The sequence below is a fragment of the Streptomyces sp. NPDC060209 genome, assembly GCF_042728155.1.
GTDB lineage: Bacteria > Actinomycetota > Actinomycetes > Streptomycetales > Streptomycetaceae > Streptomyces.
Genome location: NZ_JBHWZS010000023.1, coordinates 22,723 through 39,986 on the forward strand (window position 1 = coordinate 22,723; position 17,264 = coordinate 39,986).

15 protein-coding genes and 1 pseudogene are annotated in these 17,264 nt (G+C 70.2%); 6 read left to right on the top strand and 10 right to left on the bottom strand.

The window, feature by feature from the left end; genetic code table 11:
* Nucleotides 1–130: 130 nt before the first annotated feature.
* The 3 genes from ACFWFI_RS07170 to ACFWFI_RS07180 form a co-directional block, all read right to left on the bottom strand.
* Complete coding sequence (locus tag ACFWFI_RS07170; RefSeq protein WP_387386552.1) at nucleotides 131–1,708, bottom strand: alkaline phosphatase D family protein; 1,578 nt, start codon at nucleotides 1,706–1,708, stop codon at nucleotides 131–133.
* Nucleotides 1,709–1,858: 150 nt separating this feature from the next.
* Nucleotides 1,859–2,569 carry an alpha/beta fold hydrolase gene (locus ACFWFI_RS07175; RefSeq protein ID WP_387386555.1) on the bottom strand — a complete coding sequence of 237 codons (711 nt, stop codon included), beginning with the start codon at nucleotides 2,567–2,569 and terminating at the stop codon, nucleotides 1,859–1,861.
* A gap of 63 nt (nucleotides 2,570–2,632) precedes the next feature.
* Nucleotides 2,633–4,147 carry a MocR-like pyridoxine biosynthesis transcription factor PdxR gene (locus ACFWFI_RS07180; protein ID WP_387386558.1) on the bottom strand — a complete coding sequence of 505 codons (1,515 nt, stop codon included), beginning with the start codon at nucleotides 4,145–4,147 and terminating at the stop codon, nucleotides 2,633–2,635.
* Between the two features lie 47 nt (nucleotides 4,148–4,194).
* On the opposite strand from ACFWFI_RS07180, the pseudogene ACFWFI_RS07185 reads away from it, so the two are divergent.
* Nucleotides 4,195–4,995, top strand: a pseudogene (locus ACFWFI_RS07185) (EamA family transporter); the annotation flags it as partial.
* Nucleotides 4,996–5,085: 90 nt separating this feature from the next.
* Here ACFWFI_RS07185 and ACFWFI_RS07190 read toward each other — a convergent pair.
* Nucleotides 5,086–5,916: an alpha/beta fold hydrolase gene (locus ACFWFI_RS07190; RefSeq protein WP_387386560.1), complete on the bottom strand. Its 831-nt coding sequence runs from the start codon at nucleotides 5,914–5,916 to the stop codon at nucleotides 5,086–5,088.
* A 142-nt stretch (nucleotides 5,917–6,058) separates the two neighbouring features.
* Between ACFWFI_RS07190 and sigJ the strand changes: the two genes are divergently transcribed.
* A complete protein-coding gene (sigJ, locus tag ACFWFI_RS07195) occupies nucleotides 6,059–6,943 on the top strand; it encodes an RNA polymerase sigma factor SigJ (protein WP_387386563.1) in 885 nt (294 codons plus the stop codon).
* Between the two features lie 568 nt (nucleotides 6,944–7,511).
* Nucleotides 7,512–8,279: a GntR family transcriptional regulator gene (locus tag ACFWFI_RS07200; RefSeq protein ID WP_387386565.1), complete on the top strand. Its 768-nt coding sequence runs from the start codon at nucleotides 7,512–7,514 to the stop codon at nucleotides 8,277–8,279.
* Between the two features lie 123 nt (nucleotides 8,280–8,402).
* Here the strand turns inward: ACFWFI_RS07200 and ACFWFI_RS07205 are convergent, their stop codons facing one another.
* The 3 genes from ACFWFI_RS07205 to ACFWFI_RS07215 all read right to left on the bottom strand — a co-directional run bounded on the left by ACFWFI_RS07205 (nucleotide 8,403) and on the right by ACFWFI_RS07215 (nucleotide 11,518).
* Nucleotides 8,403–9,560: an ROK family protein gene (locus ACFWFI_RS07205; protein WP_387386571.1), complete on the bottom strand. Its 1,158-nt coding sequence runs from the start codon at nucleotides 9,558–9,560 to the stop codon at nucleotides 8,403–8,405.
* Nucleotides 9,561–9,690: 130 nt separating this feature from the next.
* Nucleotides 9,691–10,341 (bottom strand): response regulator transcription factor, encoded by a 651-nt coding sequence (locus ACFWFI_RS07210; RefSeq protein WP_387386573.1) that lies wholly within the window; start codon nucleotides 10,339–10,341, stop codon nucleotides 9,691–9,693.
* A 4-nt stretch (nucleotides 10,342–10,345) separates the two neighbouring features.
* Nucleotides 10,346–11,518: a sensor histidine kinase gene (locus ACFWFI_RS07215; RefSeq protein WP_387386576.1), complete on the bottom strand. Its 1,173-nt coding sequence runs from the start codon at nucleotides 11,516–11,518 to the stop codon at nucleotides 10,346–10,348.
* A 107-nt stretch (nucleotides 11,519–11,625) separates the two neighbouring features.
* Between ACFWFI_RS07215 and ACFWFI_RS07220 the strand changes: the two genes are divergently transcribed.
* From ACFWFI_RS07220 to ACFWFI_RS07230, 3 genes are all read left to right on the top strand, one after another.
* Nucleotides 11,626–12,564: an ABC transporter ATP-binding protein gene (locus tag ACFWFI_RS07220; protein ID WP_387386579.1), complete on the top strand. Its 939-nt coding sequence runs from the start codon at nucleotides 11,626–11,628 to the stop codon at nucleotides 12,562–12,564.
* 5 nt (nucleotides 12,565–12,569) lie between these two features.
* Entirely contained in the window at nucleotides 12,570–13,313 is a 744-nt protein-coding gene (locus ACFWFI_RS07225; protein ID WP_387386582.1) for an ABC transporter permease, read from the top strand.
* Nucleotides 13,314–13,471: 158 nt separating this feature from the next.
* Nucleotides 13,472–13,909 carry a hypothetical protein gene (locus ACFWFI_RS07230; protein ID WP_387386585.1) on the top strand — a complete coding sequence of 146 codons (438 nt, stop codon included), beginning with the start codon at nucleotides 13,472–13,474 and terminating at the stop codon, nucleotides 13,907–13,909.
* Between the two features lie 72 nt (nucleotides 13,910–13,981).
* Here the strand turns inward: ACFWFI_RS07230 and mug are convergent, their stop codons facing one another.
* The 3 genes from mug to ACFWFI_RS07245 all read right to left on the bottom strand — a co-directional run bounded on the left by mug (nucleotide 13,982) and on the right by ACFWFI_RS07245 (nucleotide 17,234).
* Entirely contained in the window at nucleotides 13,982–14,530 is a 549-nt protein-coding gene (gene mug, locus ACFWFI_RS07235; RefSeq protein ID WP_387386588.1) for a G/U mismatch-specific DNA glycosylase, read from the bottom strand.
* 19 nt (nucleotides 14,531–14,549) lie between these two features.
* Complete coding sequence (gene purB / locus ACFWFI_RS07240; protein ID WP_387386590.1) at nucleotides 14,550–15,992, bottom strand: adenylosuccinate lyase; 1,443 nt, start codon at nucleotides 15,990–15,992, stop codon at nucleotides 14,550–14,552.
* 405 nt (nucleotides 15,993–16,397) lie between these two features.
* Nucleotides 16,398–17,234, bottom strand: a complete 837-nt coding sequence (locus ACFWFI_RS07245) for an SGNH/GDSL hydrolase family protein (protein ID WP_387386593.1) — start codon at nucleotides 17,232–17,234, stop codon at nucleotides 16,398–16,400.
* Between the last annotated feature and the right edge of the window lie 30 nt (nucleotides 17,235–17,264).

Consider the following 17,264-nt stretch of genomic DNA (forward strand, 5'->3'; position numbering starts at 1 on the left):
GAACGCATTGTGACTGATGGGTTACGTGTGGATCTGGTCGTCTTCAGCACCTTTTCCGTGTCCTGGTCCTCGCCGGTCCTCATGGCCTCGCCGAGGTCGTGCCCGGTCCGGCACCAGGCCCGAGCCCCGCTCACTGCCCGGTGCGCCCCGGCTGCAGCACCTTGCTGAACAGGACCGTGCCACCCTGCGCCCGGAGCCTCACCGTCAGCTCCCCGCTCCCGCCGTCGATGTCGACCTCCCCGAAGAACTGCGGCTGCTCCATGGGGGACACGTTCGCCCGGTCCGGTGCCCGGACGAAGACTCGATCCGGGCCGAACGTGCCGTCCAGTGCGTTCGCGGGGAAGCTGCCGGCCGCCAGCGGGCCCGAGACGAACTCCCAGAACGGTGCGAAGTCCTTGAAGGCCGCGCGCTCGGGGGCGTAATGCTGAGCGGAGGTGTAGTGCACATCGGCCGTCAGCCAGACGGTACCGGTGATACGCCGGTGCTTGATGTGGCGCAGCAGCTCGGCGATCTGCAGCTCCCGGCCCAGCGGTGCGCCCGGGTCGCCCTGCGCGACCGCCTCGAAGTCCGTGGCCCCGTCCGGGACCACCAGCCCCAGCGGCATGTCGGCGGCGATCACCTTCCACACGGCACGGGACTGCGAGAGCTCCCGCTTGAGCCAGTTCAGCTGCTCGGAGCCCAGGATGCCCGTGGTGTCGTCGGGCCGGCGGCCGGGGGAGTTGGCGTTGCGGAAGGACCTCATGTCCAGCACGAACACATCGAGCAGCGGACCGTGCCGCACCACACGGTGCATGCGCCTCTCGTTCGGCGCCCCCTGCAGTGTGGGCACCGGGAAGTACTCGCGGAACGCACGCATCGAACGCGCCGCCAGCAGGTCCACGTTCTTCTCGGTGTAGCGGGCGTCGTCGAGGATCTGGCCCGGGTACCAGTTGTTGCGCACCTCGTGGTCGTCCCACTGGATGATGGAGGGAACCTGAGCGTTGAACGCCCGCAGATTGTCGTCGAGCAGGTTGTACCGGAAGTTCCCGCGGTACTCGTCCAGGGTCTCGGCGACCTTCGACTTCTCCAGGGTCGTGATGTTGCGCCAGATCCGCCCGTCGGGCAGCGTCACGCTGGGCTCGAGCACCCCGTCGGCGTAGATGTTGTCCCCGCTGCACAGGAAGAAGTCAGGGTCCAGGCGGCGCATTTCGTCGTACACCCGGTAGCCGCCTATGTCGGGGTTGATGCCCCACCCCTGTCCCGCGATGTCGCCGGACCAGAGGAACCGCACTCCGTCACGGCGGACGGCGGGAGCGGTTCGGAAGGTGCCGTACACCGGTTTGCCGGTGCGTCGGGGGTCGTGCGGGTCCGCGAGCGTGACCCGGTAGTGCACCTGCTCGCCGGCCGGCAGTCCGTGCAGCGGGGTCGTGCCGGTGAAGTCCGTACGGGCGCCGATCAGGGGGCCGTGCCACGTGCGCGCGCGCCGGAACGACTCGGTCGCGGATGTCTCCACCACCATCCGGGCGGGGCGGTCCGAACGCACCCACACCAGGGCGGACGACGCCGTCACATCACCGACCTGCACGCCCCACGACGCGCTCGGCCGGCCCGACAGTGCGAAGGCGGGTGCGGTGACCGCTGCGGGCACGGCGACCGCGGCCGAGGCCAGGAGCGAGCCGCGCAGCACGGTGCGGCGGCCCGGGGCCGGGATGAGCGGACGGTTCGACATCGATGCGCCTCCAGGGGCGAGAGGGGCTGCCGGAACAGCGGGTCGGTACAGGCTGATCTGCAGACTCATACCTAGTCCCCGGCGGCGGCCGGCACGCCAACCGCAGATGAACAACGGGTCGGTCCGCCCCGGGCCGTGGAGCGACCGCCCTCATCGCAGTCGTCGACGAGCGGTTGGGACTCCTTCATCCCCCGTGCGCGGGGTGTCGGTGGCGAGCAGTCCCTGGAGGAGTTCGACGATGAGACCGGGCTGCCCTACGAACGGGGAGTGCCCCGTCTGCCACTCGCGCGCGTCGGTGCAGCGCAAGGCCATCTTCCGTTGCAGGACCGGGTCGATGGCCCGGTCCTGCCCACAGATGACGTAGGTGGAGGGAGTGTGCTTCCAGCTGTGGCGTTCCGGGACTCCCCGCCCGCAGCCGGGGGCCTGTGCACGCAGCAGGCCGGCCGCCCGGTCGGCGAGAGGTCCGGGACAGTCGCCGTAGAGGGTGTCGACAGCCCGGCCGGGGTGCAGGCTGGTGAAGCCGTCGGCCTCAGGCCTGATCGCCTCCTGGAGTTGCGGGGCCGCCCCGCCCAGACCGGCCGCGCTCTCGCCGGCATCGGGCACGAAGGCCGCCAGATAGACCAGGTGGCCCGCTCCGCGCAGCCCGGTGATCACTGACCCGCCGTAGGAGTGACCGAGCACGACCGGAGGCTCGTGCAGCGAGTCGACGGCTGCCTGGACCGCGGCTGTGTCAGCGGGCAGTGAGCCTCGGTGGAGCTCGGGAACGACAACGTCGGTTCCTGCGGCCCGCAGGCGTTCCGCGACCACGGCGAAGTGCTCCGGACAGTGGTACAGGCCGTGAACGAGCACCACGGCGGCCATTTTCACGCACCTCCTCAGGCCCGCGTCAGGCGGACGATCCTGGTTCCGGGCCATGGACGGCCATCACTGACCATTGATCCACATCCGATACGCGACCTGGAGCGCCGGGTCCCGGTCCGCGGGATCCCTGCGGACCGCCTCGGCCAGAAGCCGGACGCCGTGCTCGACGGCGGCGGGCGCCAGATGGGCGTAGCCCAGTACCAGACGGACCGAGTCGTCCTCCGGCTCGCCAGCCGTGCACTGGCTCAGCGGACGCAGCGCGATACCGGCGGCCGCCGCCCGACGCAGGAACTCGCCTTGCGGACCGAACCGTTCGGGCAGCCGGGCGATGATGTGCAGACCCGCGGAGATCCCGCTGACCTCCGTCCCGGGGAAGTGCTCGGCCAGGGCTGCCGTCAGTGAATCGCGGCGCTCCCGGTACGCGCGCTGGCAGCGGCGCAGCTGCCGGTCGTAGCCGCCGCCCGCGACGAAGTCCGCCAGTACCGCCTGGTCGACCGACGGATTGCCGAGGTCCATCGTGCGCTTGCGGGCGACGATCTCGTCCGTCATCGACGCGGGGGCGATCAGCCAGCCGAGACGCAGGCCGGGTGCGAGGGACTTGCTGACCGAGCCGGTGTACACGACGTGTTCGGGATCCAGACCCTGCAACGCCCCGACAGGCGCCCGGTCGTAGCGGAAGTCGCCGTCGTAGTCATCCTCCATGATCAGACCCGAGGTGCTCCGGGCCCAGTCGAGCAGCGCACCGCGTCGCCCGGCGGAGTACGCGATGCCGGTGGGGAACTGATGAGCCGGGGTCGTGACCACGGTGCGAACGCCGGAGCGCATCAGTGGTCCCACCGCCAGCCCTTCGTCGTCGAGCGGCAGCGGAACCGCCGTCAGGCCGGTGGAGGCGAACAGTGAGGCGTGCTCGGGGCTTCCGGGATCCTCGACACCCACCGTCGCCGCACCACGCCCGCGCAGGACGAACCCGAGCAGAGTCGTGGCCTGGGCCACCCCCGAACACACCACGACCCGCTCCGGATCGGCCACCACACCTCGGCGCCTGGTGAGCAGGGACGCCAGCGCCACGCGCAGTTCCGGCAGGCCTCGCGGATCCGGATAGCCGAGGGAGCTGTGCGGCAGCCGGTCCAGGACCGTGCGGTGAGCCGCGGCCCAGGCGCTCCGCGGGAAGAGCGCGAGATCCGGGGTGCCCGGACGGAAGTCCACCCGTGCGCCGGGCGCGCGCGGTGACAGATCCCGGGCCTCCTCGGCGGCCGGCCGCACCGATCCGCTCACCCAGGTGCCCGCACCCCGTCCGGCGCGGAGGTAGCTCTCCGCCGTCAGCTGCTCGTAGGCCTCGGTCACCAGCCCTCGCGACACCCCGAGGTCGGCGGCGAGTGCACGGCTGGCCGGAAGACGGGTCCCGGCCGGCAGCCGGCCCGAACGCACGGCATCACGCAGGGCCGCCTGCAGCGCGCGCCCTCGTCGGCGTGAGGGGATGGACGCGACGGGGAGCAGCAGTTCCCAGGCGGCGGAAGCGCCCGGTCCTCCGCCCCCCGAGGCCGTACCGGGTGGCTGATTGGTCCCCGAAGACGTCATGGAAGTGGACCTTAGACCGGACCGCGACACAACCTAGCGTCGCCCTCATGAACGCAACTCCCCTGCGCGGAGCCCTTCTCGCGGCCTTCGCCTGCACCCTCGTCGGTGCGTCCTTCACGGCGAACAGTGTCCTCGGCGACTATCCCTACGCAGGCGGCCAGGCGCTGCGCTACGGTCTGGCCGCCCTGTTGCTCCTGCCGCTCCTGCGCTCAGGTGGCGGCCCGGGAACGGCTGCCACCCTGAGGATGCTGACCCTGCGTCAGTGGGGCCGCCTGGGGGCCCTCGCCGCAATCGGAATGGTCGGCTTCAACCTGGCGGTCCTGGCCGCGGAACGCACGGCGGAACCAGCGGTACCAGGGGTGCTCGTCGGCTGCGCGCCCATCGTCGTAGGCGTCCTCGTGCCTGCCCTGGAAGGGCGCCGCCCGGCCCGGGCCGTCCTGTACGGGGCGGGTCTCGTGGCCATCGGCGCGTTCACCGTCCAGGGCTGGGGCAGGACCGACCTGGCGGGGGTCCTCTACTCGGTGGGCGCGCTGGTCGGAGAGGTCGGCTTCGCGGTCCTCGCCGTGCCGGTGCTGCGACCCCTCGGGCCGAAACTGCTGTCGGCGGCCGTGTGCGCTGTCGCAGCCGTGGAATCCGGACTGCTCGGCGTCCTGTTGGATGGCGGAGCCGTTCTGCGGGTGCCCACACCGGTGGAGACGCTCGCGTTGCTCTGGCAGGCGGCCGTCGTCACCGTCATCGGCTTCGTGTGCTGGTACAGCGGTATGCGGCGCATCGGTGCGGAGCGCGCCACGCTCTTCTCCGGGCTGATCCCCGTATCGGCCGCGCTGACCGCACCGCTGGTCGGCACGGGAACCTACGGCGTGGGCCAGGGGGTGGGGAGCGTTCTGGTGGGTCTGGGGGTGGCGCTGGGCTCGGGCGTTCTGGGCGGCGCCGGGGCGTCAGCGGCTCGTGTCGAGGACGACCCGCGCGACGGCGGCAGGGTCGTCGTTCATCGGGACGTGGCCGCAACCAGGAAGGCGGACGAGCCGTGCGCCAGGAATCACGTGCTTGGCCCTGACGCCCTGCCGAGGCAGGAGCAGACGGTCCTTGGTGCCCCAGGCGATGCTGACGGGGAGGTCCGGCACATCATCGGTGAAGGCGACGGTCAGGCCGGCCTCGAGGGTCTGACGGAAACCGGTGGCCTCGCGCAGGGCGACGGTCTCCGACACGACCGCATCGGGTGAACGGCGGCCTGGTCGCGCGTAGATGGTGCTGGTCAGGACGGTGCGGCCGGGCGAGCTCTTCGAGAGCCGCTCGATCAGCGGCATCGGCATCGAGCGGGCCGCGACACGCATCGCCTGCAGCACACCGAAGGCGTAGCGGCGCTCGCTCTGCGTCCAGAAGCCGGCAGGGGACAGCGCCGTCACCGAACGCACCAGCTTCTCGCGGCCCAACTCCAGAGCCAGCAGGCCCCCCAGGGAGTTCCCGGCGACGTGCGGCCGTTCCACCCCGAGCGCGTCGAAGAGTGAGCCGAGCACGGGGACCATGGTCCGCAGGTCATGGGCGAGCCCGTGCGGCAGCGCCGGTGAGGCGCCGAATCCGGGCAGGTCCACGGCTATGACGTCGCGCTCGGCCGCCAGGATGCGCAGGACCGGATCCCACGCCTGGCGGTGATGGCCGATTCCGTGCAGCAGCACCAGCGGCTCACCCGAACCGATTCGTTCGTACGCCATCTCGACCGTACGACGGCCGGCGGGAGAATCGACTGCGAACGAGACCGTGGTGGCCATGCTGCTCCTCGGGACGGACCTGGCGGGCTGGGACGGAATGAGACGGGCCGTCAGCAATGATTACCGTCGGGTAGCTTCCAGTTCAAGGGGCAGGCGCCGATTCCCGCTGGACACCCTGCGGTGCGTCGGCTGGGATGGAAAAGTGACTGCCGACACCGTGACCGAGCTCTTCGAAGAACACCGGCCCTTCCTCACCGGGGTCGCCTACCGCATGCTCGGCCGTGTCGCCGACGCCGAGGACGTGGTGCAGGAGGCATGGCTGCGCTGGTCGTCGGCCGAGCGTGACGAGGTGCGGGAGCCGAGGGCCTTTCTCGTACGGATCACCACGCGTCTGGCCATCGACCGTCTGCGCCATCTGCGGTCCCGGCGCGAGGCGTACGTGGGGCCCTGGCTGCCCGAACCCGTGGTCACCGAATTCGGCCCGGCCGTCCCTGATTCGACGGAGCGCGCCGTGCTCGCCGACTCCGTGTCCCTCGCCTTGCTCGTCGTCCTCGAGTCCCTCTCCCCGCTGGAGCGTGCGGTATTCGTCCTGCGTGAGGCCTTCGGTTTCCCGTACGCGGACATCGGGGCCACCCTCGACCGTTCCGAAGCAGCGGTACGGCAGCTCGCCGGCCGCGCAAGGCGTCATGTGGATGAGCGCAAGCCGCGGTACGACGTGGATCCGGCCGTGCGGCGCGATCTCACCGAGCGCTTCCTCGCCGCCGCGTCCGGTGGGGACCTCGAGCGCCTGCTCGCCCTTCTGGCTCCGGACGTACGTCTGGTCAGCGACAGCGGAGGAAAGGCGAAGGCGCCGCGACGGATCATCGAGACCGCGGACAAGGTCGGCCGCTTCCTCCTTGCCGTGGGGCAGGCCCGGTCCGCCACCACGGACGTGCGGATCCTGGAGCTCAATGGGGGCCCCGCTCTGGTGTTCAGCGTGGACGGCGAGGTGGACACGGTGTTCCAGACCGAAGTCGGCGGCGGGGTCATCCGGTGCGTCTACGTCATCCGTAACCCGGACAAGCTGGCCGGGGTGCGCGCGTCCTGAGGGCTGCCCCGTAATGCCCGGTGGATCGGCGCGCGGCGACGGATGCGGTGCATCGCAAGGCGGAGGGGCGTCCTCATACTGGCGTATTCGGGCGATCCGACAACGCGGCGAGGTGCCGTAGCTGTCGTCGTGCGCCCGCCGCGGATCACGGGGCAGCCCTTAGCGGCGATCGGTGGCGCGGGCGGAAACCTGGCCAGGATCTTCGGGGGTGCGCGCAGCCGTCCCCGGGGACCCCACGGGTTCCACGGACCCCACGGGTTCCACGGACCCCACGGGTTCCACGGACCTCGCGAGCTCCGCGACCCGCGAACTCCATGAAGCCCGCACTCGACGCGAGCCCCGCGAACCCGACCGGTGGTGTCGGGCGTGGGGCTTCGTACTGCCGGGGCTCACCGCCGCACGAACGTCCTGTGAACGCTCTGCGGCAGGGGACCGTTTCGCTGCGTTACGGGGTGAGGATTGGTCTTGACCAAGGTGGTTCGCCGTCCTAAGGTCTGAACGATAAGGCAGGAACCTTTAATAAATAACGTCGCGGAAAACAAGCCACCGGGCGGATGCGGAGGACAGGGTGGGGACCACGCAGCTGGAATCGGTGCAGGAGCCGAAGTACTGGCACCTCAAGACCGTGCTCAGTGAGGCACTCGACTCGGACTTCGCGGTGGGAGAGGTGCTGCCCAACGAGCGAGACCTCGCGGCGCGCTTCGGTGTCGCCAGGGCGACGCTTCGTCAGGCACTCGAGCAGCTCGAGCTCGAAGGCAGGCTGCAGCGACGCCGCGGCGTGGGCACGACCGTTGCCCCACCCCGGGTCGGAGTGGCCGTCGCCACCGCACAGCACGGCTGGGCGGGAGGCGAAACGGACGAGGCGTGGCAGCCCCTCGAATGCACCACCACGACTGCTCCTGCCGCCGTCGCCGCTACGCTCGACACCGATCCCGGAGAGCTCGTACACGTGGTGCGCCGCATCCGTGTCGCCCATGGGCAGGCTGTGGCGGCGGAGTTGCTGTACGTCCCGACGTCGTCCGTGCCCGAACTCTCCGCCATCGAAGCGCCGTCCGGACCTGCCCGGGCCCGAAGCGTCCTGAGGGAACTGCACCGCCTCGACCTCGACGGCCAGGACCGCTCGGTCGAACTGGGGTCGGCACGCGCGGACGACGCGAAGGAACTCGACCGGCTCCCGGGCGCACCCGTTCTCGTGGTCACCACTCGGTATCTCGCCGCCGCCGGCACGGCGGCTGTCTCAGTCGCCACGTACAGGGCCGACACCTGCCGGCTCACCTTCGGGGATTCGGGCGCGCTGGAGATCAGCCACGACGAGCAGGAGCGCAAGGCCTCCTGACGCCTTCGGAAGGCCTGTCGGCCGCATCGAGGGGTTCCCGTGCGGAGGTTTCTTCGCCTCCGAGGCCGTGGCCTGATCGCAGCAGTCCGGCAGCCCTGTCCGAACCCGTACGGCCCGTCGCTCTCAGCGGCGGGCCGTCACCGTTCCTTCCACGGCGAAGAGCTGCTCCTCCACGTGATCCAGTGCCAGCCGCAGCGCGCCGGTGGCGACAGCCGCCTCCCCCAGGAGCGACAGGGCCACCCGGGGAGGCCGCAGGCAGTAACGGGCGAGCTCGTCGCGGAGCGGGTCGAGAACACCGTCCAGGCCGGCGGCCCACCCGCCGATCACCACGATCTCCGGATCGAGCGCCAGCACCAGGGCCGCTACGTCGTGCACCAGCCGTTGTATGAACCGCGCGACGGCAGCCTGCGCCCCGGCGTCGCCGTCCCTGGCCTTGGCGAAGACGGCGGCGACGGCCTGCTCGTCCAGAGGGTCCAGCGGGGTGTCCGTCGTGGACAGCAGGTGTTCCGGTGTGACATCGCGGCCCAGCAGATGCAGTGCGCCGATCTCCCCGGCCGCACCGCCGAAGCCACGGTGCAGCCGCCCGCCGATCAGCGAACCCGCGCCCGGGCTCAGGCCCGCCAGGACGAAGACGATGTCGTCGGACTCGGTCGCCGCTCCCTTCCAGTGTTCGGCCACCGCTGCGGCGTTGGCGTCGTTCTCCACCAGGACCGGGCACCGGAAGGAGCGCCGCAGCCTCTCGCCGAGCGCGAGGCCCGTCCAGTCCGGAAGCGCTGTACCCAGCCGGACGGTGCCGTCGGCCTCGACGATGCCCGGGCTGCCCACGCCGACCGCACGCAAGCTGCTCCGCTGCACGCCGGCTCGACGCAGCACGTCGGCGATCATGCCTCTGACCTGGTCGAGCCTGTCATCCGCGCACGCGGTCTCGGAGACGTCACGCGAGCCCGCGCCCACGATCCGGCCGTCCAGACCGGACAGAAGGGCGGAGACCCGGTGCGGGCCGATCTCGACGCCCAGCAGATACCCGGCCTCGGCACGGAACCTGAACCGCCTGGCGGGACGGCCCTGGCGCCGGGTTCCGCTCTCGTCGGGAAGCGCCTCGACCACGAGGCCCGCGGCGAAGAGCCCCTCCACGACACCTTCGACGGTGGGCCGCGACAGGCCTGTGATCCGGGTCAGGTCCGTGAGCGTGGGCGAATCCGCCCCTCGCAGGGCGTGCAGCACCACCGCGGAATTGATCCTCCGCAGCAGAGACGGGTCCCCACCGGTCAGCCTGCCCACCGTGTGACCTCCCAGGTCGTGCGCATGTCTGCCGGATCGTACTCGCTGCCCCCGACGGCGGCGACCGGCACCCGGAGAGAGACGAAGCGGAACCCGAACCGGAGCGGGTACCGGTCGGGCGCGACGTCGGTCAGCGTGGTGCCACGAAGCCCGACTCGTAGGCTGCGATCACCGCCTGCGTACGGTCCCTGGCGCCCAACTTGGCTAGCACCGAGCTCACATGTGTCTTCACGGTCTCCACCCCTACGACGAGCTCGGTGGCGATCTCCGCGTTGGACAAGCCGCGGGCCATCAGCCGGAGCACTGCCGCTTCACGGTCCGTGAGCGCCGCCCGGTCCATAGCGGCCCGAGCCTCGCTCGTGCCGTACTCCGCGGCGAGCTGCCGGACCGCGGCAGGGAAAAGCAGGGACTCGCCCTCCGCCACCAGCCGCACGGCGTGCACGATCTCCGCCGGCCGGGCGCGCTTGAGCAGGAACCCGTCCGCCCCTGCGCGGAGTGCCTCGTACACGTACTCGTCGTTCTCGAACGTGGTCACCACCAGGATCTTCGGTGGATCGGCGACCGTGCGCAGAACCGCCCGGGTCGCCTCGATGCCGTCCATCAGAGGCATGCGCACATCCATGGCCACGACGTCGGGCCGAAGGCGTCTCACGAGGGGGATCACCGCCGCACCGTCGGCGGCCTCGCCCACCACCTCGATATCGTGCTGCGCCTCCAGGACCGCGCGGAGCCCCGCGCGCACCAGGGGCTCGTCGTCGACCAGAAGAACGGTAACCGGCATCCGGTCAGCGTATGCGGTCCAGGGGGAGGCTCGCGTGCACCCGCCATTCCCCTTCGTGCGGGCCGGTTCTGGCCTTGCCGCCCAGCAGGGCGGCCCGCTCCCGGATGCCCCTGAGCCCGCTGCCGCCACCCGGGCCGCGCGGCGATCCTGAGAGGGGGTTGGCCACCTCCAGCTCCAGCCTCTCCTCCACCACGACGATCCTCACCCTTACGGGGACGGCACCGGCGTGACGCAGCACATTGGTGAGCGACTCCTGCAGAATCCGGTAGCCCTCACGGGACACCGGGCCGGGGACCAGATCCAGTGGCCCCGTCATTTCCACGTCGAGCTTCACGCCGGAGCCGCGGGCCGACTCCAGCAGCCGGTCGGCCTCCGCCAGGGTCGGACGCCCGCTGGCGGGAACGTCGGACTCGCGCAACACCCCGAGCACGCGTTCCAGATCGTCCAGTGCGTTGCGTCCCGTCTCCTCGATGGCGGCGAGTGCCCGAGCGGTGAACTCCGGGTTCCCCGCTGTCCTGGCAGCTCCTGCCTGGACAACCGCGACCGTCAGCGCATGTCCGATCGAATCATGAAGCTCGCGCGCTATCCGGTTACGCTCCAGCAGTTGCTCGGTGCGCTCCTCCAGAGCGGTCATCCGCTCGGTCGGTGAGGGGCCCAGCAGCCCGCGGGCCCCTGCCGCGGCCACTTCACCGCACAGGACGACCGACCCGAGAAGTATCAGGATCGGCAGGGGTGCGAGCAGGGCGCACCACCAGCCGGGCCCGACACCACGGGCCAGCCATACGTCGCTCGGGCCCGTTCCGAACGAACCTCGCACGAGATCGACCGATGTCGCCGACAGCCAGACCGTCGCGAAGCACGTCACCACCGCGAGCACCAGCCGCAGCTCCAGCCAGGCAACGGTGCGCCAGCGGTCCGGCCAAGTCGTGGCAGGACCGGCGGAGATCGCGGCGTCGGGACGGCCCCGCTGCTCGGGTGTGAGAAGCAGCTGTGCCTGCACTCCTTCGGCCAGACGCATCGCCGGAAGCAGCCCGACGGGTATCGCGAAGAGGAATGGCATCCACGGCTTGCTCGGGGAGATGAACAACCACACGCTGCCAACGGCGGCCGGAATGAGCAGGTGCAGCCAGCGACTGTAAGTGGCCGGTCTGGCCAGCATGGTGAGGAAGCGGCGCATGCCGCCATCGTGCCAGGGCAGGCCGGGGGACGACTCCCCCGAGAGAGGGAGACGATCCACCCGGGCGGGGGAGGCGGCGGACCAGGACCGAGGGCCAGGCTGAAGTCATGACCAGCATCGACGTGCATGAGCTCACCAAGGACTTCGCAACCACCCGCGCCGTGGACCACCTCACGTTCAGCGTGCGACCTGGCCGGGTGACCGGCTTCCTCGGGCCCAACGGCGCGGGCAAGTCCACCACCATGCGCCTGGTCCTCGGCCTGGACCGGGCGACCGGCGGTTCCGCCACGATCGGTGGACACCCCTACGCCTCACTGGGCGATCCGCTGCGCCGGGTCGGTGCGTTGCTCGACGCTACGGCGGCACATGGCTCGCGCACCGCCCGCAATCACCTGCTCGCCCTCGCCACCAGCAACGGCATAGCGGGCGCCAGGGTCGAAGAGGTGCTCGTGGAAGCCGGTCTCGAATCGGTCGGCGGGCGGCGGATCAAGACATTCTCGCTCGGAATGCGGCAGCGGCTCGGAATCGCCGCGGCGCTTCTCGGCGATCCGGAGGTGGTGATGCTGGACGAGCCGTCGAACGGACTGGATCCGGAAGGCATCGTCTGGATCCGGCAGCTGATGCGGAAGCTGGCCGGCGAAGGCCGTACGGTACTGGTCTCCAGCCACCTGATGAACGAGACCTCTTCGTTCGCGGATCACCTGGTCGTTCTCGGTAAGGGGAGGCTCCTTGTCGACATGCCGATGCGGGAGTTCCTCGCTTCCCGGAGCCGGCCCGGCGTCCGGCTCCGCACGACGGAATCCGCGCGGCTGCGTGATGCGCTGATCCGCAAGGGGTACGCGCCGGCGCAGGGCGAGAACGGGCGCTGGACGGTCGACGGAGCCACGGCGGAGGAAATCGGCGCCCTGGCCGCCTTCGAAGGCATACCTCTTCTCGAACTCGTCGATGAGCAGGCCACGCTGGAAGAGGCCTACCTCGATCTCACGGCGACCGAGACGGAATTCGCCGCCATCACGCCGCCCCGCTCCGCCGGCCAGGAGGTCTGACCAGCATGACCATGTCGACGACCGCGGTACTGCACTCCGAGTGGATCAAGATCAAATCGGTGCGGTCCGTTTCCGGTTCCCTCATAGCGGTCTTCGCCGCCACCATCTCCGTCACCGTGCTCGCCTTCTCCACCGTCGGTCAGGCAGAGGCCGACAATCCGGGTAACGACCTTCTCTTCTCCGCCTTCTACGCACTGAACTTCGGCCAGATCGCGGCCATCAGCTTCGGTGCGACCGCTCTGTCGTCCGAGTTCCTGAACGGAGCCCTGCGGATATCGCTCACGGCCGTCCCCAGCCGCAGCCTCTTCTACGTCGCGAAGATGGCTGTGGTCGGTGGGCTCGCCCTGGTCGTAGGGCTGATCACCAGCTTCGCCACATTCCTGGTGGGCCAGCTGTTCATGGGCGAGTACGCGATCGGTCCAGGGGAACCAGGCGCCCTGCGCGCTGCGTTCGGTGGTGGCGTCTACCTCGCTCTGATGGCTTTGCTCGCGGCGGGGCTGACGGCGGTGTTGCGCAGCGCGGTTGCCGTGCTGAGCCTGCTCATCCCCTTCATCCTGGTCGTCTCCTTCGTTGTCGGAGACATAGCGGGAGACGTGGCCCAGTATCTCCCGGACCAGGCGGGGCAGTTGGTGCTCCATGGAACTCATGAGGGGAGCCTCGGGCCGTGGACGGGGCTTGCCGTCACCGCAGGGTGGGCCGCTGCCGCGCTGGTCGCAGGCTGGTGGACCCTGCGCAAGCGGGACGCCTGAGCCGCGGTGGTGGAGTGGGTTCGGCTCGCTGCCCGCAGTTCGGGTGGTCGGCGTCAGTACCTCGGGAGGCGAAGGGCTGGCTGGTGGGCGCCCATGTGCCGGTGGCCGACGGCGCCTGGTGGGGGCCATGTGTCAGTGCCGGGAGGTTTACTGACGGTATGACCACCGCACATCACCTCCGCCTCATCGACGGGATGCGCACCAAGGACTTCCCCCTGGAGCGCCTTCCGTCGGGCTCGGGAGTCAGCGGACCTGGCTACCACACGGCGCTCCTCATCGGCGAGGACGGCCACGAGGAAGGAGACGGAGCAGACCGCGTAGAACACCGAGTCCAATGCCTGGCTGAACACGACGCGCTGCTCACACTGCTCACGCTGCGCTGGGGTGAACCGCAGGTCGTCAGCCTGTGGAGCGCACAGGAACGGATGACGGCGGGGGAGGTGATAGCGGAGCCCTGGGCTGAACCAGTCGCGAGCTGCGAGTACCTCCAGCTGTGGCGTACGGGCGGCCGGTGGGTTGCCGTGGTGCTCTACCAGGAGGATGACGGACCGGGCTGCGAGTTGGGGGTTCTGGTCACCGTGGTCGACCCGCCCTGAGCGGCGAGGGTGTCCGGTTCTGCGGCGCGGGTCCGTGGCAGTACGTGCCAGGCGGGACTTGGCGGACAACCCCTAGCTGCAGGCGCCCCGGCCGACCGCAGCCAACAAGCGGGCGTACTCGCCCGCCATGGTGCTCACCGTCCAGTGGGCGTTGAGTCCACTCGGGTTGGGCAGCGCCCAGACGCGCGCGCCGCCGATGGTCCGCTCCTGGGGGCCGATCTGCGCGCGGCGATCGCCGAAAGCTGTGCGATAAGCGGTGACGCCGACGACGGCCAGCCACTGGGGGCCCAGCTCTTCCACCTTGGCCGACAGCGTTCTTCCGCCCTCGCGGAATTCTTCCGTGCCGAGCTCGTCCGCCCGCGCCGTGGCTCTCGCCACCACATTGGTGATGCCCAGGCCGAATCCCGGAAGCTGATCCTGTTCCGACGGCTTCAGCTGCCTGGGCGTGAAGCCCGACTGATGCAGCACCGGCCAGAAGCGATTGCCCGGATGGGCGAAGTGGTGCCCCGTGGCAGCAGTCATGAGGCTCGGGTTGATTCCGCAGAACAGCACACGCAGACCGCCCGCGACCACGTCGGGTACGACGCGATCGCGGGCGGCCTGAAGCTCTTCGGGTGTCATCCGGCAGCGGTGGCGGCCGTCAGAGGATGGAGCCGGGGGTGTACGCGGCAGCCTCCGGGTGCTGCTTGGCGATCTCCTCGATCCTGGACACCAGAGACGCGACCTGATCGCCCGCCGCCCCGGTGAACGAGAGCTTGTCAGCCATCAGGGCATCGAGCTCACCGCGGTCGAGCGGGATCCGCTCGTCGGCGGCCAGCTTGTCGAGCAGCTCGTTGCGCTCCGCGCCCTGCTCCCGCATGGCAAGAGCCGAGGCGACCGCGTTCTCCTTGATGGCCTCGTGTGCGACCTCGCGGCCGACCCCGGCCCGCACCGCGCCCATCAGCACCTTGGTCGTGGCGAGGAAGGGGAGGTAGCGGTCCAGCTCACGTGCCACGACCGCGGGGAACGCACCGAACTCGTCGAGGACGGTGAGGAAGGTCTCCAGCAGACCGTCGAAGGCGAAGAATGCGTCCGGCAGCGCGACCCGGCGGACCACGGAGCAGGACACATCGCCCTCGTTCCACTGGTCACCCGCCAGCTCGCCCGTCATCGACGCGTAGCCGCGAAGGATCACCATCAGGCCGTTGACGCGCTCGCAGGAGCGGGTGTTCATCTTGTGCGGCATCGCCGACGAGCCGACCTGGCCCGGCTTGAAGCCCTCGGTCACCAGCTCGTGCCCGGCCATCAGCCGGATGGTCTTGGCGACCGACGAGGGGGCGGCGGCCAACTGCACCAGCGCGGTCACCACGTCGTAGTCGAGGGAACGGGGGTAGACCTGGCCGACGGAGGTGAAGGCGTGCGCGAAGCCGAGGTGCCCGGCGATGCGCTGCTCCAGGTCGGCGAGCTTGCCCGCGTCGCCGCCGAGCAGGTCCAGCATGTCCTGTGCCGTGCCGACGGGCCCCTTGATGCCGCGCAGCGGGTAACGGCCCAGCAGGTCTTCCAGCCGCCCGTAGGCAACCAGCAGCTCGTCCGCGGCGGTGGCGAAACGCTTGCCGAGCGTCGTCGCCTGCGCGGCGACGTTGTGCGAACGGCCGGCCATTACCAGCTCGCTGTACTCCGCCGCGAGCTTGCCCAGCCGCGCCAGAACCGCCACCGTACGGTCGCGCATCAGCTCCAGTGAGAGCCGGATCTGCAGCTGCTCGACATTCTCGGTGAGGTCCCGGGACGTCATGCCCTTGTGGACCTGCTCATGGCCGGCGAGAGCGTTGAACTCCTCGATCCGGGCCTTCACGTCGTGCCGGGTGACCTTCTCACGCTCGGCGATCGAAACGAGGTCGACCTGGTCGATCACGCGCTCGTAGTCGGCCAGCGCCGCGTCGGGTACCTCGATCCCGAGGTCCTTCTGAGCGCGCAGCACCGCCAGCCACAGCTGACGTTCCAGCTTCACCTTCTGCTCGGGGGACCAGAGGACGGCCAGCTCCGTAGAGGCATAGCGGCCGGCCAGGACATTGGGGATGCGAGGCTTCGCAGACACAGCAGTCACGTGTCCCGATTCTACTGGCGGTTTCTGCAGGTCCGCGCCGCGGGCCGGTATGTGGCTTCCTACGAAGGCGCTGCCCGCCCTCCGGCAGCGCCGTTGCCGGGCCGCCGGTCCTCAGGGCCTTGCGGCCACGAGGCTCTGCTGGTCCGCCGGGCTCACCGGCCACAGACTCCGCGGGGTGCCACAGGCTGATCGAACCGAACTTCGGTTCGATCGGATCGAGCCCGTCGGCGAGGGAGCGCACGATCTCCCCGGGACGCGGGATGTACGAAGCAGCCGCGCAGAAGGGCGGTCGCTTCATTCGGGTCCGCGACATGCCTCAGGGTGGGGAGCACCATCAGCGCCACCCGCCGCTGAAGAACGGCGCCGACTCGACGACAGGACGTACGTGCCGTTCCGGCAGGGCGGTCAGCCGTCCAGCCGACGCCAGCCCGCCACCGGGCCGGGGGCCGCCCCGTCCTCGGGGGTGATCCAGAACGCCTTCCCCAGCCCCGCGTCGAACTGTGAGCCGGCCCGGCCGTCCCCGGACGACCGTCCGGTCAGGCGCCGCCCGATCCATGGCATCAGATGCTGCCGGGCGAACCGGACGTCGTCGATCCGTCGCTGCGCCCACCGCGCGGACGCCGACGCGGGCATCGGGGTCTGCCAGTCACTCTCGGCAGGAAGCCCCAGCGTCTGCCAGACCGCCTCCGCGACCCTGCGATGTCCCTCGGCAGTGAGGTGCAGCCGGTCGACGTCCCACATCCGTGGATCGCCCAGCGACGGCGCGCTGTACAGATCGGCCACCAGTGCGCCATGGCGCTCGGCCAGGTCACCGATCAGCAGGAACAGCTCCTCCATGCGCGGACGGAAGCGCTCCATCACCGGGCCGTTCCGGCCCGGACTGCGCATCAGCACCAAGGTCTTGCACGACGGCGCGAGACGCTCCACCGCCTCCTCCAGCCGGTCACGGACCATGCCCATGTCGCACTTCGGCCGCAGAGTGTCGTTGAGCCCGCCGACGAGCGTGATCACATCCGGCTGCAGTGCCGCGGCGACGGCGACCTGCTCGTCCACGATCTGCCTGATGAGCTTTCCCCGTACGGCGAGGTTGGCGTACCGGAATCCGGGCGCGCGGGCCGCGAGACGGGCGGCGAGGACGTCGGCCCAGCCGCGGTAGGAGCCGTCGGGCAGCAGATCCGACATGCCCTCGGTGAACGAGTCGCCGACTGCGACAAAGCTGGTGTAGGAGGCATTCAATTCCATGGCGTTGCTGATCGTACCGCGACGCCGACT

Bases quoted from the DNA above. Each gene is read 5' to 3' on its own strand.
- ACFWFI_RS07170 (WP_387386552.1), bottom strand. From the start codon at position 1,708: ATGTCGAACCGTCCGCTCATCCCGGCCCCGGGCCGCCGCACCGTGCTG.
- ACFWFI_RS07245 (WP_387386593.1), bottom strand. From the start codon at position 17,234: ATGGAATTGAATGCCTCCTACACCAGCTTTGTCGCAGTCGGCGACTCG.
- ACFWFI_RS07225 (WP_387386582.1), top strand. From the start codon at position 12,570: ATGACCATGTCGACGACCGCGGTACTGCACTCCGAGTGGATCAAGATC.
- ACFWFI_RS07190 (WP_387386560.1), bottom strand. From the start codon at position 5,916: ATGGCCACCACGGTCTCGTTCGCAGTCGATTCTCCCGCCGGCCGTCGT.
- ACFWFI_RS07220 (WP_387386579.1), top strand. From the start codon at position 11,626: ATGACCAGCATCGACGTGCATGAGCTCACCAAGGACTTCGCAACCACC.
- ACFWFI_RS07175 (WP_387386555.1), bottom strand. From the start codon at position 2,569: ATGGCCGCCGTGGTGCTCGTTCACGGCCTGTACCACTGTCCGGAGCAC.
- ACFWFI_RS07180 (WP_387386558.1), bottom strand. From the start codon at position 4,147: ATGACGTCTTCGGGGACCAATCAGCCACCCGGTACGGCCTCGGGGGGC.
- ACFWFI_RS07210 (WP_387386573.1), bottom strand. From the start codon at position 10,341: ATGCCGGTTACCGTTCTTCTGGTCGACGACGAGCCCCTGGTGCGCGCG.
- mug (WP_387386588.1), bottom strand. From the start codon at position 14,530: ATGACACCCGAAGAGCTTCAGGCCGCCCGCGATCGCGTCGTACCCGAC.
- ACFWFI_RS07215 (WP_387386576.1), bottom strand. From the start codon at position 11,518: ATGCGCCGCTTCCTCACCATGCTGGCCAGACCGGCCACTTACAGTCGC.
- ACFWFI_RS07230 (WP_387386585.1), top strand. From the start codon at position 13,472: ATGACCACCGCACATCACCTCCGCCTCATCGACGGGATGCGCACCAAG.